Annotated in this window: 20 protein-coding genes; 7 read left to right on the top strand and 13 right to left on the bottom strand. The window is 73.2% G+C overall.

The window, feature by feature from the left end; all coding sequences use genetic code 11:
- Positions 1-16: 16 nt before the first annotated feature.
- From FHX75_RS22430 to FHX75_RS22410, 5 genes are all read right to left on the bottom strand, one after another.
- Positions 17-943 (bottom strand): tetratricopeptide repeat protein, encoded by a 927-nt coding sequence (locus tag FHX75_RS22430; RefSeq protein WP_154942310.1) that lies wholly within the window; start codon positions 941-943, stop codon positions 17-19.
- 202 nt (positions 944-1,145) lie between these two features.
- The gene (gene icmA / locus FHX75_RS22425; RefSeq protein ID WP_154942309.1) at positions 1,146-2,834 is read right to left on the bottom strand and encodes a coenzyme B12-dependent isobutyryl-CoA mutase large subunit; all 1,689 of its coding nucleotides are present in this window, start codon (positions 2,832-2,834) and stop codon (positions 1,146-1,148) included.
- A 95-nt stretch (positions 2,835-2,929) separates the two neighbouring features.
- Complete coding sequence (locus FHX75_RS22420; protein WP_154942308.1) at positions 2,930-3,331, bottom strand: Asp23/Gls24 family envelope stress response protein; 402 nt, start codon at positions 3,329-3,331, stop codon at positions 2,930-2,932.
- Between the two features lie 83 nt (positions 3,332-3,414).
- Positions 3,415-4,419: a methylmalonyl Co-A mutase-associated GTPase MeaB gene (meaB, locus tag FHX75_RS22415; RefSeq protein WP_154942307.1), complete on the bottom strand. Its 1,005-nt coding sequence runs from the start codon at positions 4,417-4,419 to the stop codon at positions 3,415-3,417.
- A 55-nt stretch (positions 4,420-4,474) separates the two neighbouring features.
- Positions 4,475-5,674, bottom strand: coding sequence for an acetyl-CoA C-acetyltransferase (locus FHX75_RS22410; RefSeq protein ID WP_154942306.1), 1,200 nt, complete (start codon positions 5,672-5,674; stop codon positions 4,475-4,477).
- A 62-nt stretch (positions 5,675-5,736) separates the two neighbouring features.
- On the opposite strand from FHX75_RS22410, the gene mce reads away from it, so the two are divergent.
- From mce to FHX75_RS22385, 5 genes are all read left to right on the top strand, one after another.
- Entirely contained in the window at positions 5,737-6,213 is a 477-nt protein-coding gene (gene mce / locus FHX75_RS22405) for a methylmalonyl-CoA epimerase (protein ID WP_154942305.1), read from the top strand.
- A 345-nt stretch (positions 6,214-6,558) separates the two neighbouring features.
- Complete coding sequence (gene ccrA, locus FHX75_RS22400; RefSeq protein WP_154942721.1) at positions 6,559-7,914, top strand: crotonyl-CoA carboxylase/reductase; 1,356 nt, start codon at positions 6,559-6,561, stop codon at positions 7,912-7,914.
- Between the two features lie 279 nt (positions 7,915-8,193).
- Positions 8,194-9,462, top strand: coding sequence for a DivIVA domain-containing protein (locus FHX75_RS22395; RefSeq protein ID WP_154942304.1), 1,269 nt, complete (start codon positions 8,194-8,196; stop codon positions 9,460-9,462).
- Positions 9,463-9,640: 178 nt separating this feature from the next.
- The gene (locus FHX75_RS22390) at positions 9,641-11,737 is read left to right on the top strand and encodes a coiled-coil domain-containing protein (protein WP_154942303.1); all 2,097 of its coding nucleotides are present in this window, start codon (positions 9,641-9,643) and stop codon (positions 11,735-11,737) included.
- Between the two features lie 990 nt (positions 11,738-12,727).
- Positions 12,728-13,789: an AI-2E family transporter gene (locus FHX75_RS22385; RefSeq protein ID WP_154942720.1), complete on the top strand. Its 1,062-nt coding sequence runs from the start codon at positions 12,728-12,730 to the stop codon at positions 13,787-13,789.
- A 3-nt stretch (positions 13,790-13,792) separates the two neighbouring features.
- Here the strand turns inward: FHX75_RS22385 and FHX75_RS22380 are convergent, their stop codons facing one another.
- From FHX75_RS22380 to FHX75_RS22350, 7 genes are all read right to left on the bottom strand, one after another.
- Positions 13,793-14,593: an alpha/beta hydrolase gene (locus FHX75_RS22380; protein WP_154942302.1), complete on the bottom strand. Its 801-nt coding sequence runs from the start codon at positions 14,591-14,593 to the stop codon at positions 13,793-13,795.
- 66 nt (positions 14,594-14,659) lie between these two features.
- A complete protein-coding gene (locus FHX75_RS22375; RefSeq protein ID WP_154942719.1) occupies positions 14,660-14,941 on the bottom strand; it encodes a hypothetical protein in 282 nt (93 codons plus the stop codon).
- A gap of 97 nt (positions 14,942-15,038) precedes the next feature.
- Complete coding sequence (locus FHX75_RS22370; RefSeq protein WP_154942301.1) at positions 15,039-16,088, bottom strand: hypothetical protein; 1,050 nt, start codon at positions 16,086-16,088, stop codon at positions 15,039-15,041.
- Positions 16,085-16,579 carry a SigE family RNA polymerase sigma factor gene (locus FHX75_RS22365; RefSeq protein WP_154942300.1) on the bottom strand — a complete coding sequence of 165 codons (495 nt, stop codon included), beginning with the start codon at positions 16,577-16,579 and terminating at the stop codon, positions 16,085-16,087. The genes FHX75_RS22370 and FHX75_RS22365 overlap by 4 nt, the downstream gene beginning before the upstream one ends.
- Positions 16,580-16,620: 41 nt before the next feature.
- Complete coding sequence (locus FHX75_RS22360; RefSeq protein WP_154942299.1) at positions 16,621-18,411, bottom strand: 3-hydroxyacyl-CoA dehydrogenase family protein; 1,791 nt, start codon at positions 18,409-18,411, stop codon at positions 16,621-16,623.
- A 121-nt stretch (positions 18,412-18,532) separates the two neighbouring features.
- Positions 18,533-19,597 (bottom strand): alpha/beta hydrolase, encoded by a 1,065-nt coding sequence (locus FHX75_RS22355; protein ID WP_154942298.1) that lies wholly within the window; start codon positions 19,595-19,597, stop codon positions 18,533-18,535.
- Between the two features lie 136 nt (positions 19,598-19,733).
- Positions 19,734-20,219 carry an FHA domain-containing protein gene (locus tag FHX75_RS22350; RefSeq protein ID WP_154942297.1) on the bottom strand — a complete coding sequence of 162 codons (486 nt, stop codon included), beginning with the start codon at positions 20,217-20,219 and terminating at the stop codon, positions 19,734-19,736.
- 253 nt (positions 20,220-20,472) lie between these two features.
- Here FHX75_RS22350 and FHX75_RS22345 point away from each other — a divergent pair, with 253 nt between their 5' ends.
- On the top strand, positions 20,473-21,972 hold the full coding sequence (locus tag FHX75_RS22345; RefSeq protein WP_154942296.1) for an aldehyde dehydrogenase family protein: 1,500 nt from the start codon (positions 20,473-20,475) through the stop codon (positions 21,970-21,972).
- A gap of 12 nt (positions 21,973-21,984) precedes the next feature.
- On the opposite strand, the gene nucS is transcribed toward FHX75_RS22345, so the two are convergent.
- Entirely contained in the window at positions 21,985-22,644 is a 660-nt protein-coding gene (nucS, locus tag FHX75_RS22340; protein ID WP_088964445.1) for an endonuclease NucS, read from the bottom strand.
- Between the two features lie 71 nt (positions 22,645-22,715).
- On the opposite strand from nucS, the gene FHX75_RS22335 reads away from it, so the two are divergent.
- Positions 22,716-23,333, top strand: a complete 618-nt coding sequence (locus tag FHX75_RS22335; protein ID WP_154942718.1) for a DUF4126 domain-containing protein — start codon at positions 22,716-22,718, stop codon at positions 23,331-23,333.
- The last annotated feature ends 92 nt before the right edge of the window (positions 23,334-23,425 follow it).

The raw sequence follows: 23,425 nt of genomic DNA, 5'->3' as shown, positions 1-23,425 counted from the left end.
CTGGCGTGCTACGAACTCAGAACAGGGCGCTGGCCAGGGCCCGCCGGGCCGAGGCGACCGCGGGGTCGTCCGGGCCGGCGATGGTGAACAGCGAAACCAGGTGCTGGCGTACCTTCTCCCGGTCGTCGCCGGCCGTCCGCCGGACCAGGCTGACCAGCCTGGCGTACGCCTGCTCGGCCAGGCCGCTGAGCACCTCGACGTCGGCGGCGAGCAGCTGGGCCTCGACGTCGTCGGGGGCGGCCTGCGCGGCGGCGACCGCCGCCCGGGGGTCGACGCCGGCGACCCGCCGGGCCACCCCGACCTGGGCCAGGCCGGCCTCCGCCGCGGCGTCCGCCGGGGACTCGGCGAGGATCTTCTTGTACGCCCGCTCGGCGGCGTCCAGGTCGCCGCTCATCAGGGCGTCGTCGGCCTCGTCGAGGCGCGGGTCCTCCGGCTCCGCCACGGCCACGCCGCCGGCCTTGAGCACCGCCGCGATCCACTGGCGCAGCTGCGGCTCCGGCACCACGCCGGGGAACGCGTCGATCGGACGGCCGCCGACGACCGCGTAGACGGTCGGGATCGCCTGGATCTGGAACATCTGGGCGATTCGGGGGTTCTCCTGGACGTCGACCCGGGCCAGCACCCACGCGCCGGCGCCCTCGGTCGCCAGCCGCTCCAACACCGGCGCGAACTCGTCGCTCTCCGGGTAGCCGGCCGCGCCGAAGAAGACGACGACGGGCGTGGTCAGCGAACGCTCGAGCACCTCGGACTGGAGGGTCGCCTCAGTCACGTCGATCACGGCGAGGCCGCCGCCACCGGTGGCGGGGCCGCCCGGGAGACCGGCGGACGGGCCGGCCTGGGTCGGTGTGCTGGGGCGGGTGTTGGCCGGTGCGGTGCTGCGCAGCGCGCTGAGGTCGACCGCGCCGCGGGTGAAGATCGACGAGGTGATCCGTGGGTCGCTCATGGTTATCTAGTCTCGCACGTGTCCCGCGGAACTCAGATCAACCGCGACGGCGACAGTTGCAACTCTCACCCCTGCTCACCGCCCACCCGGCCGCTGCCGCGACCGCCCTCCGCGATCGCGCCCGCACGGGTGGCCGTTCGCACCTTTCGCGGTGCTTTCGGGACCACCGGCGAGGCACCGGTCGCGGAGGGCGGGGACGGGGTCAGAAGCGGGCGGGTTCGCGGTAGATGCCCCACTCGGCGCGCAGCGCGTCGCAGATCTCGCCGAGGGTGGCCTCGGCGCGCACGGCGTCCAGCATGGCCGGGATCATGTTCTCGCCGGTGCGGCCGACCTCGACCATCCGGGCGACGGCGGCCTTGACGGCGGCGTCGTCCCGGGCGGCCTTGCGCTCGGCGAGCACCCGACGCTGCTCCAGCTCCACCTCGTGCGAGATGCGCAGGATCTCCAGCTCCTTGGCGACCGTGCCGGTGTGGCAGTTGACGCCGACGATCCGCTTGTCGCCCTTCTCCAGCGCCTGCTGGTAGACGAAGGCCGACTCGGCGATGTGGCCGGTGAACCAGCCGTCCTCGATGCCGCGCAGGATGCCGGAGGTCATCGGGCCGATCTGGTGCGGGCCCTCGCCGCCGAGCTGCCGGATCCGGGCGAAGATCTCCTCCGCCTCGGCCTCGATCTTGTCGGTGAGCGCCTCGACGTACCAGGAGCCGCCGAGCGGGTCGGCGACGTTGACCACGCCGGTCTCCTCCATCAGCACCTGCTGGGTACGCAGGGCGATCTCGGCGGACTCGTCGGTGGGCAGGGCCAGGGTCTCGTCGAGGGCGTTGGTGTGCAGCGAGTTGGTCCCGCCGAGCACCGCGGCGAGCGCCTCCACGGCGGTCCGGACCACGTTGTTGACCGGCTGCTGCGCGGTCAGCGACACCCCGGCGGTCTGGGTGTGGAACCGCAGCCAGAGCGCCTTCTCGCTGGTCGCGCCGTAGACGTCGCGCAGCCAGCGGGCCCAGATCCGGCGGGCGGCGCGGAACTTCGCGATCTCCTCGAAGAAGTCGACGTGCGAGTCGAAGAAGAAGCTCAGGCCCGGGGCGAAGACGTTGACGTCCAGCCCGCGGCTGAGCCCCAGCTCGACGTAGCCGAACCCGTCGGCCAGCGTGTACGCCAGCTCCTGCGCGGCGGTCGCCCCGGCCTCGCGGATGTGGTAGCCGGAGACCGAGAGGGGCTTGTACCGCGGGATCTCCCGGGCGCAGTACTCCATCAGGTCGCCGATCAGGCGCAGGTGCGGCTCGGGGTCGAAGAGCCACTCCTTCTGCGCGATGTACTCCTTGAAGATGTCCGTCTGCAGCGTCCCGTCCAGCTTGGACAGGTCGACGCCCTGCCGCTCGGCGGCGACCAGGTACATGCAGAAGACCGGCACGGCCGGGCCGGAGATGGTCATCGAGGTGGTGACGCCGGCCAGGTCGATGCCGTCGAAGAGCGTCTCCATGTCGGCGGCGCTGTCGACCGCGACGCCGCAGTGGCCGACCTCGCCGAGCGACTGCGGGTCGTCGGAGTCGCGCCCCATCAGGGTCGGCATGTCGAAGGCGACGGAGAGCCCGCCGCCGCCGGCGCCCAGGATCATCTTGTAGCGCTCGTTGGTCTGCTGGGCGTTGCCGAACCCGGCGAACTGCCGGATCGTCCAGGTGCGCCCCCGGTAGCCGGTCGGGTAGAGCCCCCGGGTGTACGGGAACTCGCCCGGCCAGCCGATCCGGTCGAAGCCCGGGTACGCGGTGCCCTCCGGCGGGCCGTAGACCGGGTCGACGGTCATCCCGGACAGCGTGGTGAAGTCGGCGTCCCGCTTTCGCGCGGCGTCGTAGCGGGCCTGCCAGCGTGCCCGTCCGGCTGCGATCTCGTCGGCGTTCATCCGCGGGGCTCCTCCTCGAGTCCTCGACTGAACACCGAGTGTAGAACGGAGTCCTGAACGATCGCTAAGGAAGTCCGTACCGATCGGTAACCTGATCAGGCCGGGGCGTCGAGCGCGACGTCGTCCACCCGGATGTTGATCTCGTCGGCGCGCAGCCCGTACGCCTCGACCGCCGCCGTCACCGCCGCCCGCACCGCGTCGGTCACCTGCGGCACCGGGTGCCCGGCGGAGATCACCAGCACCAGGTTGACCACGGCCGCGCCGTCAGTCACGTGCGCCGAGCAGCCCCGCCGCGCGTCGCCGACCTGGTCCAGGCCGACCCGGTCGAGCACGGCGTTGAAGAACCGGGCGACGTCGCCACCGAGCTCGGCCACCCCGGGCACGGACTTCGCGGCGGCCACCGCGATCTTCTCCACCACCTCGTCGGAGACCTGCGTCGTCCCGCCCGCCACCGCGTCCGGAGTCACCGACAACTCCTGCGTCGCCTCGTCAGCCATGGTCTACCCGCCCACTCGTCCAGCCTCACGCTCGCCGTGAAGCGGTGCGAGCGTACTAGGCGGGCGGGTCCGCAGTGGACCGGTCAGGAGCCGAGCTGGGCCAGCAGCTCGTCCGCGGCGGCGTACGGGTCGAGCGCGCCCTCGGCCACCTTGGCGGCGAGCGTCGACAGCTCCGTACCGTCGCGCAGTGAACCGATCCGGGCGCGGAGCGCGCCGAGCGCGATCGCCTCGATCTCGGCGGCGGCCCGCGTCTCCCGGCGACGGCGCAGCTCGTCGTGCTGCTCCAGCCAGCCGCGGTGCTTGTCGATGGCGGCGGCGATGTCGTCGATCCCCTCGCCCCGCGCGGCGATCGCGCGGACCACCTGCGGACGCCACTCGCCGGGCCCGCGCTCGCCGAGGGCGATCATGCCCTGGATGTCGCGGACCGTCGCGTCGGCGCCGTCCCGGTCGGCCTTGTTGACCACGAAGACGTCGGCGATCTCCAGGATGCCGGCCTTGACCGCCTGGATGGCGTCGCCCATACCGGGGGCCAGCAGGACCAGGGTGGTGTCGGCGAGCGAGGCCACCTCGACCTCGGCCTGGCCGACCCCGACGGTCTCCACCAGCACCACGTCGCAGCCGGCGCCCTCCAGCACCCGCACCGCCTGCGGGGTGGCCGCGGACAGCCCGCCCAGGTGGCCGCGGCTGGACATCGAGCGGATGTAGACCCCCGGGTCGGTGGCGTGGTCCTGCATCCGGACCCGGTCGCCCAGGATCGCGCCGCCGGTGAACGGGCTGGACGGGTCGATCGCCAGCACACCGACCCGGTGACCGCGCGCCCGCAGCGCCCGCACCAGCTCGTTGGTGGTGGTCGACTTGCCCACCCCGGGCGAGCCGGTCAGGCCCACCACCTGGGCCTGACCGGCGTACGGCGCGAGGGCCGCCGCCACCTGCGGCAGCACCTCGTCACCGGACTCGACCAGGGTGATCAGCCGGGCCACCGCGCGGGGGTCACCCGCGCGGGCCCGCTCCACCAGCATCGGTACGTCCCGGCTGCGGCGCACCGGCCCGGTGGCCGTCGCCGGGACGTGATCGACGGCGTCGCTCACTGTGGTCCCTTTGTTCACGGCTGCGAAGCTCGCAGCACCGACTCGCTCCGCGCGCTCACTGCTGGCTCTCGGCTCCAGCCGGCACGTGGATGATCAGCGCGTCACCCTGACCGCCACCGCCGCAGAGCGCGGCCGCGCCGGTGCCGCCGCCGCGGCGCTTGAGCTCCAGCGCGAGGGTGAGCACCAGCCGGGCGCCGGACATGCCGATCGGGTGGCCCAGCGCGATCGCGCCGCCGTTGACGTTGACCTTGTCCGGGCTGACCCCGAGGTCGCGGGCCGACTGGATGCCGACCTGGGCGAACGCCTCGTTGATCTCGATCAGGTCGAGGTCGGAGACGCTCAGCCCGCCCTTCTTGAGGGCGTGCTGGATGGCGTTGGACGGCTGCGAGTGCAGCGAGTTGTCCGGCCCCGCGACGTTGCCGTGCGCGCCGATCTCGGCCAGCCAGGTCAGCCCCAGCTCCTTGGCCTTGGCCTTGCTCATCACGACCACGGCGGCGGCGCCGTCGGAGATCGGCGAGGAGCTGCCGGCGGTGATGGTGCCGTCCTTGGTGAACGCCGGGCGCAGCTTCGCCAGCGACTCGGCCGTGGTGTCGGGACGGATGCCCTCGTCCTCGCTGATCACCAGCGGCTCGCCCTTGCGCTGCGGGATGACCACCGGGGTGATCTCGTCGGCGAAGTGGCCGTTCTTCTGCGCGGCGGCGGCCCGCTGGTGGCTGGTCGCGGCGAACGCGTCCTGCTCCTCGCGGGTGATGCCGTGCCGCACGCCGTGCTTCTCGGTGGACTCGCCCATCGCGCAGCAGTCCCAGGCGTCGGTCAGCCCGTCGAGCGCCATGTGGTCCTTGATCGTGACGTCGCCGTACTTGTAGCCGGAGCGCTGGCCGAGCAGCAGGTGCGGGGCGTTGGTCATCGACTCCATGCCGCCGGCCACCACGATGTCGAACTCACCGGCCCGGATGAGCTGGTCGGCCAGGGCGATCGCGTCCAGGCCGGAGAGGCAGACCTTGTTGATGGTCAGCGCCGGCACGGACATCGGGATGCCGGCCTCGACCGCCGCCTGCCGGGCCGGGATCTGGCCGGCGCCGGCCTGGAGCACCTGCCCCATGATCACGTACTGCACCTGGTCCGGAGCGACGCCGGCGCGCTCCAACGCCGCCTTGATCGCGACGCCGCCGAGCTTCGTCGCCGGGAGATCCTTGAGGTTGCCCAGCAGGCGCCCCATGGGGGTCCGCGCGCCGCTGATGATCACCGAAGCCATTGCCTGCCTCCGAGGGGGTGCCGACCTGTACGCCTTAACGATTGTTCGGTCAGACTAGCGCCATGGCTGAGAACTCCCCCGTCGAGCCCGCTGCCGACTATGTCACAGACATCGGCCTGCGCCGCATCGACCATGTCGGGGTCGCGGTCGCCGACCTCGACGCCGCGATCGACTTCTACCAGCGCACCTTCGGCATGCGCTGCGTGCACGTCGAAACCAACACCGAGCAGGGCGTACGCGAGGCGATGCTGGCCGTCGGCCCGACCACCGAGGGCGGCTGCGTGCAGCTGCTCGCCCCGCTGACCCCGGAGTCGACCATCGCGAAGTTCCTGGACCGCAACGGGCCGGGCGTGCAGCAGGTGGCGTACACGGTGGCTGACATCGACGCCGCCTGCGCCGCGCTGCGCGAGCGGGGCGTACGGCTGCTCTACGAGAAGCCGAAGCGCGGCACCGCCGACTCCCGGATCAACTTCGTGCACCCCAAGGACGCCGGCGGCGTCCTGGTCGAGCTGGTCGAGCCGGCCGCCGACGCCCACTGACCGCCGCCAGCCGTTCCGCGGTTCGCGGCGTGTCGCGGTGTCCCCGTCGCCGGACACCGCGACATGCCGCGAACGGCGCCGGCGGACCCGCCGGCCCGCCTCGCAACGGGGCGGAGCGCGGGGGTGCGCGGTACGGGTGCGGCGCGCACACCTCCACGCATCGGCCAATGCAGTTTTTCACACAGGACTTCCGGCCCTAGCTACCGTTCAGTAACGTCCCGGCCCAACAAGGAGCGCGACCGGTGCCGGATGTGTCGATTGCCGACATGGCGGTCGGTCGCACCGGCGCCGACGATGGCAGCACCCCTGCCCCCCGGCGTGGGTGCGGACGAACGGGAGGTCACCGTGCAGGACATCCTCGAAGCGATCATGGCGGCGGAAGGCTCCGACCGACCGGAGCGCGAACTCGCTGGTCTCGCCGGACTGCCGGTACCGGAGACCTACCGCGGCATGGTCGTCCGGGCCGAGGACACCCGGATGTTCGACGGGATGGCCACCCGCGACAAGGACCCGCGCAAGGCCCTGCACCTGCAGGAGGTGCCCACCCCGGAGCTCGCCCCGGGCGAGGCCCTGGTCGCGGTGATGGCCAGCGCCATCAACTACAACACGGTCTGGACCAGCATCTTCGAGCCGCTGCCGACCTTCAAGTTCCTCCAGCGCTACGGCCGGCTTTCCGAGCTGACCCGCCGGCACGACCTGCCGTACCACGTGGTGGGCTCGGACGCGGCGGGCGTGGTGCTGCGCACCGGTCCCGGCGTGACCAAGTGGAAGGCGGGCGACGAGGTCGTCGCGCACTGCCTCTCGGTGGAGCTGGAGGACGCGGCCGGCCACGACGACACCATGCTCGACCCGCAGCAGCGGATCTGGGGCTTCGAGACCAACTTCGGCGGTCTCGCCGAGCTGTGCGTGGTCAAGGCCAACCAGCTGATGCCCAAGCCGCGCCACCTGAGCTGGGAGGAGGCGGCCAGCCCCGGGCTGGTCAACTCGACCGCGTACCGGCAGCTGGTCTCGCACCACGGCGCCAACATGAAGCAGGGCGACGTGGTGCTGATCTGGGGCGCCTCCGGCGGCCTGGGCGGCTACGCCACCCAGATGGCGCTCAACGGCGGCGCGATCCCGGTCTGCGTGGTCTCCTCGCCGGAGAAGGCCGAGCTGTGCCGGTCCATGGGGGCCGAGCTGGTCATCGACCGCTCCGCGGAGGGCTTCCGGTTCTGGAAGGACGAGCACACCCAGGACCAGGACGAGTGGCGGCGCTTCGGCGAGCGGATCCGCGAGCTGACCGGCGGCGACGACCCGGACATCGTCTTCGAGCACCCCGGCCGGGAGACCTTCGGCGCCAGCGTCTTCGTGGCCAAGAAGGGCGGCACCATCGTCACCTGCGCCTCCACCAGCGGCTACCAGCACCAGTACGACAACCGCTACCTGTGGATGCACCTCAAGCGGATCATCGGCAGCCACTTCGCCAACTACCGGGAAGCGTGGGAGGCCAACCGGCTGGTGTCCCTCGGCCTGATCCACCCGACGGTGTCGAGGACCTACCCGCTGGAGCAGACCGGCCAGGCGGCGTACGAGGTGCACCGCAACGCCCACCAGGGCAAGGTCGGCGTGCGCTGCCTCGCCCCCACCGACGGGCTGGGCGTCCGGGACACCGAGCTGCGGGCCCGCCACGAGGGTGCGATCAACCGGTTCCGCGGCCACTGAGCCGTCCGGGTGATGCCGGCATGCCCATTGCGGTGAGGCGCACATTGCCTTTCCACATGGGTGGCGCACCCCCATTCGAGTGACGACGAGCAAAGGGCCGCGGGCATCCCCCGCGGCCCTTTTCCCGCTCACTCGGCGTGACCTCGGCCCGCCCGGGACCTGCCAAGATCGCCGATTGGTCCGGTGTCCGCCGAGTGCGGAAGTTGACCATGTAATGAGGACACGAAAGCTCGGGACCGCTCTTGCGAACGACCCCGGGGGGTCTGCAAGTATGTCCCAATGCCCCAGCAGCAGTCCTCCCCTCTCGCGTTCTTCGATAACGCGAACTCGCAGCCAGATTTCACCGTCGGCCTGCGCGGATACAACACTCACCAGGTCGATGACTTCATCGGCCGGATGACCGCCGCGCTGACCCAGTCCGAGCAGGCCCGCGCCGAGGCCGAGCAGCGGATGAACGACGCCCAGCGTCGGCTCCGCCAGGCCGAGCAGCGCCAGAGCGCGCTCGAGCAGAAGCTCACCGACACCAGCAAGCAGCTCGAGGAGAACAGCCGGCCGACCCTCTCCGGCCTGGGCACTCGCGTCGAGCAGATCCTGCGGTTGGCCGAGGAGCAGGCCAACGACCACCGCAACGAGGCCAAGCGCGAGTCGGAGGGCATCCTCTCCGCGGCCCGCCTGGAGGCCCGGGAGATCACCGACAAGGCGCGCGCCGAGGCGGCGGCGATGAAGGCCACCGCCGAGCGGGAGGCCGGCAACGTCCGCACCACCGCCGAGCGGGAGGCCGCCGAGGTCCGCGTGCAGGCCCGCCGCGAGGCCGACACCCTGCGCGCCGACGCCGACCGGGAGACCAAGCAGCTGCGTACGGTCACCGCGCACGAGGTGGCCGAGCTGAAGTCCACGGTCGAGCGGGAGGTCGCCACCCTGCGCGCCACCGCCGAGCGGGAGATCACTCAGCAGCGGGCCAAGGCCGCGCGTGAGGCCGAGGAGAAGCGGGCCGAGGCGACCAAGCTGCTCACCGACGCCCGCGACAAGCGGGACAAGGACCTCCAGGCCCTGGAGCTGCAGCTCGCCGAGCGTCGCGAGAAGGCCGAGCGCGAGGAGTCCGAGCGGCACGCCGCGCAGGTCGCGCAGACCCAGAAGCTGGTCGGCGAGGCCGAGCAGCGGGCTCGCGCCGCCCAGGAGCGCGCCAAGGAGATCGAGCAGCGCGCCGAGGCCCGCCGGGTCGAGTCGGAGCGCACCGCCAACGAGACCGTCGACAAGGCCAAGGCGCTCGCCGACAAGACCCTCAACGAGGCCAAGGCCGAGGCGAAGCGGCTGCTCACCGAGGCGCGCACCGAGGCGGAGCTGACCACCCAGGCGGCCCGCCGCGAGGTCGAGGACCTCACCCGCCAGAAGGACGCCGTCACCTCGCAGCTCGGCCAGATGCTCTCCGGCCTGGCCGGCATCGTGCCGGGTGTGCCGGCGCAGCAGCCGGCCGCCGCGCCGGCGAAGCCGGAGGCCGCCAAGGCCGCCGGCACCGAGCAGCGGGCGACCGCGGAGACGACCAGCTGACCCACCGCACCGTCGGGGCATGAGATCACGGCGCGGGGTGACACCGGGTGACCGGTGGCGCCCCGCGCCGTATGCGTTTCCCAACCCCTGATACGACCGGTACGACCGCAGTGAAGTAGGTCGCAACAGGGGCGTCCGTATCGCCCCAGCAGGACCGGATGCGTGTGAGGATGGGGGCATGTCGCACGGCGAGGAACTGTTCGCTCTCGGCGGGGACGTGACCACGGAGCCCAGCTTCGAGTCCGCCCTGCGGGGGTACGAGAAACGACAGGTCGACCGGTACGTCGCTCGTGCGGAGCACGAGATCGCGACCCTGACGGCCGAGCGGGAACAGGCGTACACCCAGATCCACAAGCTGGCCGGGCAGGTCGAGCACCTCCAGCGGGACCTGGCGCAGGTGCGCAAGCAGATCGGCGTGGTGGACCGCGCCTCGTTCAAGCACCTGGGGCCCCGGGTCGAGCAGATCCTCGCCCTCGCCGAGGAGCAGGCGGACGCCATCCTGAGCGCCGCCAACGAGGAGATCGAGGCCCGCCGGGCCGCCGCCGAGCACATCATCGACGAGGCCCGCGAGCAGGCCGCCCAGGCGCTGAAGGACTTCGAGATCGCATTGGCGGCGCGGCGCGCCGAGGAGGAGCGGCACACCGCCGCCCGCAAGGCCGAGGCGTCGGCCGCGCTCAAGAGCGCCAAGGAGGACGCGGCCCGGCTGCGGGCCACCGCCCAGGACGAGTCGAATCGGCTGCGCGCCACCGCCCAGGACGAGTCGACCCGGCTGCGCACCGCCGCCCAGGAGGCGCTGACGAAGGCGCAGCAGGAGGCCACCCAGCTCCGCGACACGGCCAAGGAGATCCACAGCCGGGCCCAGCAGGAGGCCACCAAGCTGCGCGAGACGGCCAAAGAGGCGCTGGCGAAGGCGCAGCAGGAGGCCACCGAGCTGCGCGAGGCGGCCAAGGAGGTGCACGCCAAGGCCCAGCAGGAGGCCAAGCGGCTCACCGAGTCGGCGGCCGAGGCCGGGCGGGCCACCCACGCCAAGGCCCTCCAGGAGGCGAAGCGGATCACCGACGACGCCGAGGAGGCCGCGAAGGGCACCCGTGGCCGGGCCCGGCAGGAGGCGCACCGGCTGACCACGGAGGCCGCCGAGACGGCCAAGCGCAGCCGCGCCGAGACCGAGGCGTACGTGCAGCGGATGCGCAGCGAGACCGAGGCGTACGTGCAGCACGCCCGCGCTCAGACGCAGCAGGAGCTGGGCGCCTGGCGGGCCGGCGTCGAGAAGGAGGTCAACGGCCGGCGGGAGGCCGCCGACCGGGAGCTGGCCCAGCGTCGCGCCGCCATCGAGCAGGAGTACGCGAAGCGCCGCGACGAGCTGGAGAAGCAGCACAAGACCCGCCACGACCAGTTGGAGCGGGAGTGGACGGCGCGCCGCGACGAGATCGAGCAGGGCGCCGCCGAGGTCCGTCGGTCCGCCGAGGTCGACGCGCTCACCATGCGCCGCCGGGCCGAGGAGGAGGCCACCACGCTGCTCCAGCGGGCCGAGACGGAGTCGGCCGACAAGCGCCGCAAGGCCGACGAGCACGTCGCGGCGTCCCGCCGGCAGTTCGAGGAGTACGCCGCCACCACCCAGCAGCACCTGGCCACCACCCAGCAGCACCTGGCCGCGACGCAGCAGGAGGCGGCGGCGGGCCGGCAGCAGCTCGCCCAGGTGATGCTGGAGATCGCGCAGGCCCAGCAGCAGCTCGCCGACCTGCGGCAGGAGACCTGGCAGGCGCGGCAGGAGTCCGACGAGCTCCAGCGGCAGATGACCGAGCTCCAGCTCCAGAAGGTCACCGGGACGGCGGCCGTACCGACGACCGACGGTGCCGCTCCGGCGCTCGCCGGCGTCACCCCGAGCACCGACGGCGCGAAGCCCACCGGCGACGGCGCGAAGCCCAAGGCCGACGCCGTGAAGGCCATCGCCGACGGTGCGCGAGTCACCGGCGACGGCGCGAAGACCGCGCCGGACACCGACGGGGCCAGGCCGAAGGCCGAGCCGGTCGCCGGCACGGACGGGGCGAAGCCCAAGGCACGTCCGGTGGGCGAGCCGGTGACCACCGTGGACGGTGGCACGGCCAGCGCCGGTGTCGACGGGGAACCGACGGTGGCCGCGGTGCCCGGCACGGGCGGCCGCGAGGCCACCCCGACCAAGATCACCAGCACCGGCGAAAACGGCAAGCGGCCCACCAAGCCGACCACCGACGAGCGCGGCGCGAAGCCGAGCAAGGTCACCGCCGAGTCGGAGTGACCGGGGCGTTCCGGCGGCGAGCGCCGGAACGGCCGCCCGGCTGAGCTGGGCCAGGACTCGCCCGGCCCCGCGCGGTGATCCGGCCGTCCGCGTCGCCACCGGGCCGGACCGGATCGCCCTGCGCCGCCGAGGTCCTGAGGCTGTCCCGGGTCCTGAACCGCCTCGACGCGGCCCACGACGGTCCCGTTCCGCAGCCGTCCCAGCCCGCCACGGTCGCGGCCCACGACGGTGCCGACCCACAGCCGTCCCAGCCCCACCACAATCGCGGCCCACGATGGTCGCGACGCACGACCGTCCCAGCCCGCCACGGTCGCCGCCCACGACGGTGCCGACTCACAATCCCGCCCCCGCTGCGGTGCCGACCCGCCAGCGTCGTGGCGACCCGGCCCCGACGACACCCCTCCGCCACACGCTTTGCTCTGCTGCGCTCCCGGCAACAGCGGAGCGCTCCCAGTGTTGCCGGCGGAGCAGCAGAGCAAAGGAGCCGAAGGGACCCCGGCGCGGTGCGACGCTCCAGGTGGAATGACGGACCAGCGGTCGGCAAGCACCCGACCCCGGGCGGACCGCCCGGGTGGATGGTCGTCCAGCCGAGGCCCGGCTGGCGGCGGGGCGTGGCTGGTCCGGCAGGCCTGGACGGCGGCCGGACATCGCGGGCAGGGCTGGCTCGGGGCACCTGCCGGCCACTACCCTCCGGGCAGGGGAGCCGGCCCGGGCCCGGGCCGGGACGTCCGACAGGTTCGGGCGTACCGCCGGCGCACGATCCGGGGAGGTCGGGTGGGACAGGACGAACCGGTGGAGGGCGAATTTCGGGACGACGCCGGCACCCGACCCACCACGCCCGACGGGAGAGGCACCCCACGCGACGGAGAGCACCCGTCGACCGACGCCGACCCGACGGACTTCGAGCCCACCGGGGAACGACCCGCGGCCGGCGCGTACGCGGGCACCCCGACCGACGCGGACCCGACGGAATTCGAGCCGGCCGCTCCGGTGGCGACCCCCTCAGGACGCTACGGCCAGCCGGGGCGGCCGCTGCGGCGGAGCAGCTTCCTGGTCGGCTTCACCGGGGCGCTCGGCGTGCTGCTGGCGTACACGCTCTATCTGGGCGTCCGCAACGCCGGCGGCATCCTCGTCCTGGTGGTCATCGCGCTCTTCCTGGCGGTCGGGCTCAACCCGGCGGTGGTCCGGCTGCGCGCCTGGGGAGTGCCGCACGGTCTCGCGGTGGCGACGGTGGTGCTCACCCTGGTGCTGCTGATCGCCGGCGGCCTGGTGGCGCTCGTGCCGCCGGTGGTGACACAGACCGGGGAGTTCGTCGACCAGATCCCCAGCTACGTCGAGGAGCTGCGGCGCAGCCGCACGGTCAACGACCTGGTGGAACGGTACGACGTGATGGAGCGCGTGCAGTCGGCGGCGAACGCCGACACCGTGGGCCGGGCGCTCGGCGGTGTGCTCGGCGGCGCCCAGCTCATCTTCGGCACCCTGCTCCGGGCGCTCACCGTGCTGGTGCTGACCATCTACTTCCTGGTCTACTTCGACAAGCTGCGCGCCCTGGCGTACGGGCTGGTCCCCCGCTCGCGGCGGCAGCGGGTCAGCCTGATCGGCGACGCGATCCTGACCAAGGTCGGGGCGTACATGGTGGGCGCGCTGAGCATCGCCGTGCTGGCCGGCGTGAGCACCTTCGTCTTCGCGCTGGTCGTCGGGCTGCCGTACCCGTTCGCGCTGGCCGTGGTCGTCGCCGTGACGGACCTGATCCCGCAGATCGGCGCCACTCTCGGCGCGGTGATCGTCGCCCTGGTCGGGTTCGCCACCGGGCTGCCGGCGGGGATCGCCTGCGTGGCCTTCTTCCTGGTCTACCAGCAGGTGGAGAACTACCTGATCTATCCGAAGGTGATGCGGCGGTCGGTGGAGGTCAACGAGGTGGCCGCCCTGCTCGCCGCGCTGCTGGGGGTGGCGCTGATCGGCGTGGTCGGTGCGCTGATCGCCATCCCGATGGTGGCGGCGCTCCAGCTCATCCTGCGCGAGGTGGTGCTGCCCCGGCAGGAGGCCCGCTGACCCTCAGTCCCGCGCCGGCCCCGGGACGGGCGTGTCGGCGAAGGAGGCCACCGTGCGGTCGGCGTACGCGCTGACGTCGCCGGTCTCCATCGGGCCGTCCCAGGTGGTGGGCAGCGGCAGCGGCACCGCCGGGTTGACCCGCCGGACGATCTCGTCCAGCACCGTCTCGGCGTCGCCCACCCAGAGGTGCTTCGCGCCGGGCACCCCGACCACCTCGGCCTGCGGCACCGCGGCGAAGCGCTCCCGCGCCTCGTCCGGCCGCAGGTAGTCGTCGAACTCGGGCACCAGCGCGGTGAGCGGGGTGCCCGCCTCGGCCCAAGCCGCGAGATCCGCCGGCTCGGAGAAGCGCAGCGGCGGGGAGAGCAGGATGGCGCCGGCCACCGCCGGATCACAGCCGTGCTTCAGGGCCAGGTCGGTGCCGAACGACCAGCCCACCAGCCAGATGTTGGGCAGCTCGTGGAACTCGGCGTACTCGATCGCGGCGGCGACGTCGAACCGCTCCCCCACCGCGGCGTCGAAGGCGCCCTCGCTGGTGCCGCGGACGCTGCTGGTGCCCCGCGTGTTGAACCGGAGCACGGCCAGGTCGGCCAGGGCCGGCAGCCGCCAGGCCGCCTTGCGGAAGACGTGGCTGTCCATCATCCCGCCGTGGGTGGGCAGCGGGTGCAGGCAGACCAGGGTGGCCACCGGCTCCCGGTCGACCGGCCGGGCCAGCTCACCGACCAGGCGCAGGCCGTCGGCGGTGTGCAGCTCGATGTCCTCCCGGTGGCCGGGCAGGATCGACGACGCGCGGATCGGTGTGCTCACCGCTCAAGTCTGGCGCGACTTCACCGCCGCCGCCCGCTCGGGCGGAAACAGGGTGATCCAGATCGCTCAGCCGTACTTCGGGGCGCTGCGCCCCCGCTGGATCGCCGGGCCGCGCCGGTCCCGGGCCCGCCAGCAGCCGCTGTGCCAGTGCCGGCGGTCGGTGAGGTCGCCGGTGCCGTCCACCGGCCAGGCCACCAGGTGCGCCACGCCCGGGCGGATCTCCTGGTCACAGCCGGGGCAGCGGTACGTCTTGGTGGACGCACCGCCGCCGATCCCGCGTACCTGCCACTCGCCGTCGCGCCACTGCTGGACCGAGGCGACGCCCTGGCGGACGCGGTCGGGTTCCAGGTGGGCGGCGTCGTCCCGGCGGGGACGATTGCGACGGGGGCTCACGCTTTCCAGCGTACGGTCCGGCGGCCGGGACCTTTCGCCGGCCGGTGCCCGGTCAGTCCCAGCTCTCCGGCCGGGTGAGGTCGTCCGCGATCCGCGCCCCGCCCAGCACCAAGGCCGCGTCCGACTCGGTGAACCCCTGGCCCGGCCGCCCGAAGCGGGCGGTGAGGTGCGCCTTGGGGATGCCGAGCAGCTCCAACTCCTCGCCCCCGGGGTGGAGGTGGGCCGGTCTGCCGCCGATCGTCCGGTTCCCCGTGGCCCGGCCACCGTCGAATTCCGAGTGACGCTCCAGGCGGACGTCCATCAGCTTCTCCCCGGGCGCGCCGACGGTGAGGGTGACGTCCACCGAGTCGGGGAAGTTGACCACGTTCACCGCGCAGCGCGCCAGGAACGCGTCGGCCGGCAGCGTGGTGAGCCGCAGCGGGGCGGGGCACCGGTGGGCGCGGTCCATCCGCAGCGCCCCGACGGCCGTCCGCACGGCGGTGTCGTCCGGGCCGACGGTGGTGACCCGGGCGTGCAGCGGGCCGATCCGCAGGCGTACCACCCACCCCGGCTCGCCACCGGGGCCGGCCGGCGGGAGGCGTTCGACCTGCCCATCGAAGTCGGCCGAAGCCGTCCGGTCCGGGCCGTAGATCATCCCCTCGTGGCGGGCCTGCTCGACCTCGGCCGGGCCGGGCGCCACGTCGATCGCCACCCGCCGCCCGCCGGCGACCTCCACCAGGACGCTCTCCACCCCCCGCCCGGACTCCCAACCGAGGTAGCGGGCGCGGGTGGTGTCCACCCCGAGGTGCAGCACGCCCGCGTCGGTGCCGACCAGTTCCGGCGAGACGGCCGCGACCGGCGCGTCCGGGGCCGGCGGCGGGGCGACCGGGGCGGCGGCCGGGGCCACGTGCGGCCAGGGCGTGGGCACCGGCAGCGCGCCGCCCGTGGCGGCGCCGAATCCGAGCGCCGCCACCAGCGCGAGCGCCGCACCCGCGCCCACCCGGCGACGTCGCCGCCGGGCCCGCCCCGCGCTGACGGCCCGGCTGGTCAACAGGTCGGTGTCCACCGCGCCCTCGGCGCGCTCCCGCAGTGTGCTGGCGATCCGCTGGTCCAGGTCCGTCACGGCCGGCTCCCGTTGGTGGTGGGGACGCCGTAGCGCCCCCGCAGCTGGGTGAGCGCCCGCATCGCGTGGGTGCGGACGGTGACCGGCGAGCAGTCCAGGATCTGTGCGATCGTCCCGTCGTCGAGATCCTCGTAGTAGCGCAGCACCAGCACCGCCCGCTGGCGGTCGGGCAGCGCGAGGATCATCCGCCACAGCTCGTCCCGTTCGGCCGCCTCGCCGCCGAGGTCGCCACGGTGCGGGAGCTCGGCGAACTCCGCCGTGGCCAGCTCACGGCTGGACCGCCGGCGCCACCAGGACGTGTTGGCGTTGACCAGCATCCGGCGCACGTAGACGTCCGGGTGGTCGACACGGGCGATCTTGCGCCAGTGCACGTAGGCACGCGCCAGCACGTCCTGGGTGAGGTCCTCGGCGCGGTGCTCGTCACCGGTCAGCAGCCGGGCCAGGCGGACGAGCGCCGGGCCGCGGCTGCTGACGTACTCCTCGAACGTCACACCCTCAAGACGCCGTCACGGGCGCGGTGTGTTGACCGGGGTCAGCGACGGGTGTGGTCGCGGAAGCCCCGGCCGCTCTTGCGACCCAGGTAACCGGCGGTGACCAGGTGCTCCAGCAGCGGCGCGGGGGCGAAGCCCGGCTCGCGCAGCTCCAGGTAGAGCTCCCGCTGGATGGCCAGCGAGACGTCCAGCCCGACCACGTCGAGCAGCTCGAACGGGCCCATCGGGTAGCCGCAGCCGAGCTTCATCGCGTAGTCGATGTCGTCGGCGGTGGAGTAGCTGGCCTCCAGCATCTTCACCGCGTCGTTCAGGTACGGGAAGAGCAGCGCGTTGACGATGAACCCGGAGCGGTCACCGCAGACCACACCGGTCTTGCCCAGCGTCGCGCAGACCGCCTTGGCGGTGGTGGTGGTCTCCGCCGAGGTGCGGATCGTCTGCACCACCTCGATCAGCGGCATGATCGGCGCCGGGTTGAAGAAGTGCAGCCCCACCACGTCGGCCGGCCGCTGGGTGGCCATCGCCACGTCGATCACCGGCAGCGAGGAGGTGGTGGTGGCGAGCACGACGCCCGGCTTGCAGATCTCGTCGAGGCTGGCGAAGAGGGCCTTCTTGACGCTCAGCTCCTCGACCACGGCCTCGACCACCAGGTCGACGTCGGCCAGGTGCTCCAGCGTGGCGGACCAGTTGATCCGGCCCAGCGCCGCGTCCCGGTCGGCCTCGCTGAGCTTGCCCCGCACCACGCCCTTGTTGAGCGAGGTCTTGACGGACTCGAAGACCTTGGCGGACTTCTCCGCGCCCCGGGTGACCGAGACGACCTCGTAGCCGGCCTTGGCGAAGACCTCGATGATGCCGGTGGCCATCGTCCCGGAGCCGACCACGCCGACCTTGGCGATCCCCCGGGCGCCGTCGGCGAGTGCCGACTCCGACGCCACGGGCGTCTGCTCGTCGGGTACGACCACCGGGGAGCCCGGCCGCTCGTAGGTGTAGAAGCCCCGGCCGGACTTGCGGCCGAGCAGACCCGCGGTGACCATCTGCTTGATCAGCGGCACCGGCGCGTGCCGGCGGTCGCGACCGCCCCGCCGGTACATGGTGTCCAGGATCTCGTACGCGGTGTCCAGGCCGATCAGGTCCATCAGCGCGAGCGGGCCCATCGGCAGGCCGCAGCCGAGCTTCATGGCCGCGTCGATGTCCTCGCGGGTGGCGTACCGCGACTCGAACATGCTGACGGCGTGGTTGAGGTAGCCGAAGAGCAGCGCGTTGGCGATGAAGCCGGCCCGGTCGCTGATGGTGACGTCGACCTTGCCGAGCCGCTCGCAGAGGGCCTCGACGTCGGCGACCACGTCGGCGGAGGTGACCACCGTGCGGACCACCTCGACCAGCTTCATCACCGGGGCGGGGTTGAAGAAGTGGATGCCGATCACCTGGTTGGGCCGGGTGGTGGCGACCGAAATCTCGGTGACGCTCAGCGACGAGGTGTTGGTGGCCAGGATGGCCTCGGGCTTGCAGACCCGGTCCAGCTCGGCGAAGATCCGCTGCTTCAGGTCGAGGTGCTCGGGGACGGCCTCGATGACCAGGTCCACCGAGTGCAGGGCGTCCAGCCCGACCTGGAAGTGCACCCGGGACAGCAGGGCGTCCCGGTCGGCCTCGGCGAGCTTGCCCTTGGCGACGGCCCGGTCGGTGGAGCCGGTGAGGGTGGTCCGGCCACGCTCCAGGGCGGCCTCGGAGATCTCCACCGCGACGACGTCGATGCCGTTGCGGGCGAACACCTCGACGATGCCGGCACCCATGGTGCCCAGACCCACCACACCCACACTGGTGAACTCGCGCGCCACGACCGGCCTCCCCTGGTTGCTCCGCACCCCCGCCGACTTGAACGGCGACTAAGGTTATGCGCCGGAGTCTGCCACGCGACGCTGCGTTGTCGAGACGCCGTGGGATATTTCACGCACCGGGTCAGTTCGTCGCCGGCACCCCCGTCAGCGCCAGCAGTTCGGCCACGAACTCGGCCGGCCGTTCCACGTGCGGGCTGTGCCCGCAGCCGGGAAGCACCACCTCCCGGTACGTGCCGCCGGCCGCGGCGTACCGGTCCAGCACCGCCCGGGTCTGCCCGACCATCGGCTGCGGCGGGCACGCCTGCTCCCCCGGCCAGCCCGGCACCATCCCCAACGACCCCAGGTACGCCAGGTCGAACAGCGAGGTGTCCGAGACGATCACGTCGGCGTCGCCGCGTACCCAGGCGATCGGCGGCTTGACCTCGACGGCGACCATCTCGTCGGCGAGCCGGAAGTGGGCCGGGGCGAGCGCGTTGAGCACACCGCGCGACCCGGGCGCGGTACCGGGCCAGTGCGGCGACGTGCCGGCCGTGCCGGGGTAGTTGTCGTCGCCGGTGGCGGTGGAGAGCAGGCTGTCCAGCAGCAGCTCCTCGTCCTCGCCCAGCGAGGCCGGGTCGGCGACGTAGGTCGTCCGCAGCACGCTGCGCGGGCTGGTCGGGGCGTCGGCGCTCCGGTCGCCGGCGGCGAGCCTGGCCACGAAGTCCGGGTTCACCGAGCCGGCGCCGGTGCCGGCGAAGTCGGGCGTGGTCGGGGTGCCGTCGAGGTCGCGGGTGCCACCGAAGCCGTACGGCGATACCGGAGCCTCCAGCAGCAGGGCGGCCACCCGGTCCGGGTGGTCGATCAGCAGCCGCATCGCCACCCCGCCACCGAGGGAGTGCCCGACCACGACCGGGCGCGCGCCGGCGGCGAAGAGACCCGGCTCGTCGAGCAGGGCGGCCACGTCGTCGGCGAAGTCGGCCAGTCCCCGGGTCGCGTCGACCGGGGCGGTCTCGGTGTCGCCGTACCCGCGCAGGTCGGGCGCGACGACCCGGAGCGTCGCGGGCAGCCGGCGGACCAGCGGCTCCCAGAACGCCGAGGAGGAGCCGTTGCCGTGCACCAGCAGCACCGGCACGCCGTCCGGCGGCCCGGCCACCCGTACCTGCTGGGTGATGCCGTTCGCCGTCACGGTCCGCTGCTCGATCTCCATCCGCGGCATGCTGCCACGGCGGCGTCCCCCGGTCCATGGGCCGGCCGCCCACGATCCGGCGCGGCCGGATGTGCCGCGCCCCGCACGACGACCGGGGGGCGGCACGGTCTCCGGAGGTCAGGGACGCGGCGGCAGGTCAGGGGGCGCCGTCGGTCCCGGCCGCCGACCCGACCGGCTCGCCGCCGGCGGGCCAGGCGTCGGTCGGCGCGGTGGCGGGGGTAGCCAGCGGCAGCGGCAGGGTCGGCCGGTGGTCCCGGCGGACCGGGCCCCCGCCGGCGAAGCGCAGCCCCACCGGGTCGGTGGTGGCCAGGCCCGGGTCGAAGTAGCGCAGTTCGGTACGGCCGAGCCGCACCACGTCACCGTCGCAGAGCTGCTCCGGGCCGCTGATCCGCCGGTCGTTGAGCCAGGTGCCGTTGGTGGACCCCAGGTCCACCAGGACCGCCCCGGCGTCGGTCAGCCGCACCTCGGCGTGCCGCCGGCTCAGGTGCGGGTCGGTCACCACGATGTCGGCGGTCGGCGCGCGGCCGATCACCTGCGGCCGTGGGCTCAGCCGGAAGCTGGCCCCGCGCATCGCCCCGCCCGCCACCGTCAACAGCGGCATCAGTTCCGGATGATCCTCCATGGACAGTCAGCTCCCCACCCACCGTCGCCCCCGCGTCAGCGTGCCAGTTCCCCGCGCCCACCTCACCACCCGCGCGGACACCTCCGCGACCCCGGCCGGACAACTACCGCTAACCGATTCGGGCGGCGCCGGCACGGGTCCGCGTCGCCGGCAGCGGGCCGGCGGCACGCGGGGACGGCCGATCCGGGACGGGCCGCCGGGGACCCTCCGGTCACCCCTACCGGTGGGTAATCTCCGGGTCTAGACTTCCGCCATGACGGCTGTCCATGTCCCCGGCACCCCGGTCATCGAGGGCGATCGGCTGGTCTCGACGAGCCCCGCGACGGGCGCCGAAGCCGGCCGCTTCCCCGTGGCCACCCCCGACGACGTCGCCCGCGCGGTCGAGCGGGCCCGGGCCGCCGGCGAGTGGTGGGCCGGTCTGGGCTTCACCGGGCGCCGGGAGCGGCTGCTGCGCTGGCGCGGCCTGCTCGCCCGGCGGATCGAGGAGCTGGCGGAGCTGGTGCACGTCGAGGGCGGCAAGCCGGTCGCCGACGCCATCGTCGAGATCCTCACCGCGATCGAGCACATCGACTGGGCCGCCCGCAACGCCCGCCGGGTGCTGGGGCCGCGCCGGGTCCGCTCGCGGCTGATCCTGGCCGAGTTCTCCGGCCACCTCGAATACCAGCCGTACGGGGTGGTCGGGGTGATCGGCCCGTGGAACTATCCGGTCTTCACCCCGATCGGCTCCACCGCGTACGCCCTCGCCGCCGGCAACGCCGTCGTGCTCAAGCCCAGCGAGTACACCCCGGCCGTCGGGCAGTGGCTGGTGGACGCCTTCGCCGAGGTGGTGCCGGAGCAGCCGGTGCTGACCGCGGTGCACGGTCTCGGCGACGTCGGCGCGGCACTGTGCCGCTCGGGCGTGGGCAAGCTGGCCTTCACCGGCTCGACCGCCACCGCCAAGAAGGTGATGGCGGCCTGCGCCGAGTCGCTCACCCCGGTGCTGCTGGAGGCCGGTGGCAAGGACGCGATGATCGTGGACGCCGACGCCGACCTGGATGCCGCCGCCGAGGCGTGCGTCTGGGGCGCGCTGACCAACGCGGGCCAGACCTGCATCGGCATCGAGCGGGTCTACGCCGTCGAGCCGGTCTACGACGCCTTCGTCGACAAGGTGGTCGCCCGCGCCGGCCGGCTGACCGTGGGCGCGGAGGGCGCCGACATCGGCCCGATCACCATGCCCAGCCAGCTCGACGTGATCCGGCGGCACATCGACGACGCCGTCGCCGCCGGCGGCCGCGCCGTGCTCGGCGGGCCGGGCGCGGTCCAGCCGCCGTACGTGCACCCGACGGTGCTGGTGGACGTCCCCGAGACCTCGGCCGCCGTCCGCGAGGAGACCTTCGGCCCGACGCTGACGATCAGCCGGGTGAGCGACGCCGACGAGGCCGTACGCCGGGCCAACGCGCTGTCGTACGGCCTGGGGGGTTCGGTCTTCGGTCGCAAGCGGGCGGTGGCGATCGCCCGGCGGCTGCGCTCGGGGATGGCCTCGGTCAACTCGGCGCTCACCTTCGCCGGCATGTCCACGCTGCCGTTCGGCGGGGTGGGTGACTCCGGCTTCGGGCGGATCCACGGCGAGGATGGGCTGCGCGAGTTCGGCCGGGCCAAGTCGATCACCCGACGGCGGGCCCGGTCGCTGCTGCCCTCGATGACCTTCGAGCGGACCCCCGCCGACGTGGCGCGCCTGGTCAAGGCCGCCAAGGTGATGTACGGCCGGCGCTGAGCGGGCGGCGGGTCAGAAGAGGGTCAGCTCGTCGCGTTCGATGCCGCGCAGCTTGTCGTAGTCGACCACCACGCACCGGATCCCCCGGTCGGTGGCGAGCACGCGGGCCTGCGGCTTGATCTCCTGCGCGGCGAAGACGCCGGATACCGGGGCGAGCAGCGGGTCGCGGTTCATCAGCTCCAGGTAGCGGGTGAGCTGCTCCACGCCGTCGATCTCGCCGCGCCGCTTCACCTCGACGGCCACCGCGCCGGAGTTGGCGTCCCGGCAGAGCAGGTCGACCGGGCCGATGGCGGTCATGTACTCGCGCCGGACCAGGGTGAAGCCCTCGCCGAGGGTCTCCGGGTTGGCGGCGAGCAGCTCCTGCAGGTGCGCCTCGACGCCGTCCTTGCGCAGGCCCGGGTCGACACCCAGCTCGTACGAGGTGTCCTGGAAGATCTCCTCCAGGGTGATCCGCAGCTCCTCGCCGGCCTTGTTGACCACCCGCCAGACGCCCGGGGCCTCCTCGAGCCGGCAGGGCGGGCTCATCCAGTTCAGCGGCTTGTACGCCCGGTCGTCGGCGTGGATCGACACGGAGCCGTCCGCCTTGACCATCAGCAACCGCGTGGCCAGCGGCAGGTGAGCCGAGAGCCGTCCGACATAGTCCACCGAGCACTTCGCAATCACCAGCCGCACCCGGTGAGGGTAGCCGAGAACCGGACCTTCGCCACCGAGCGGCTCTGGCGTGCCGGTGCGATGCTGAGATGGTGTTCGAAGTTCTCACGGGTACCGGCCTGGCCGCATCGGCCGGCCTGAACGCCTACATCCCCCTGATCATCATGGGATTGCTCGCCCGTTACACCGACCTGATCGAGCTGCCGAGCGGCTGGCAGTGGCTGGGCAACGGCTGGGTCGTGCTGATCCTGGCGGTGCTGCTCGCCGTCGAGGTCGTCGCCGACAAGGTGCCGGTGGTCGACCACGTCAACGACCTGGTGCAGACCGTCGTCCGCCCGACCGCCGGCGGCCTGGCGTTCGGCGCCGGCGCCAGTTCGGAGACCGTGACGGTCAGCGACCCCGGGAGCTTCTTCTCGTCCCACCAGTGGGTGCCGGTGGTGAGCGGCGTCGTCATCGCGCTCGGCGTGCACCTGCTGAAGTCGGCCGCCCGGCCGGTCGTCAACGCCACCACCGCGGGCTTCGGCGCGCCGGTGGCCAGCACCGCCGAGGACGCGACCAGCGTGGTCATGTCCCTGGTGGCAATCGTCCTGCCGGTGCTGGTGCTGGCCTTCCTGCTGGGGCTGGTGGCCTTCCTCTTCTGGTTCCTGCGCCGCCGCTCCGACCGCCGCCGGGAGCGCCAGGCGGCCCGCGCCGCCGGCTTCCGCGTCTGACCCCGGGTACGCCCACACCCCCGCCCACCCCTTCCCGCGCGGTGGGCCGCGCCCCACTCGAACGGTAAGTGTCCAAGATTCGGTCGGACGGG

Source organism: Micromonospora palomenae (genome assembly GCF_007829925.1).
In the GTDB taxonomy this organism is placed as follows: Bacteria; Actinomycetota; Actinomycetes; order Mycobacteriales; family Micromonosporaceae; genus Micromonospora; species Micromonospora purpureochromogenes.
This window is presented reverse-complemented; position numbering and strand designations above follow the sequence as displayed.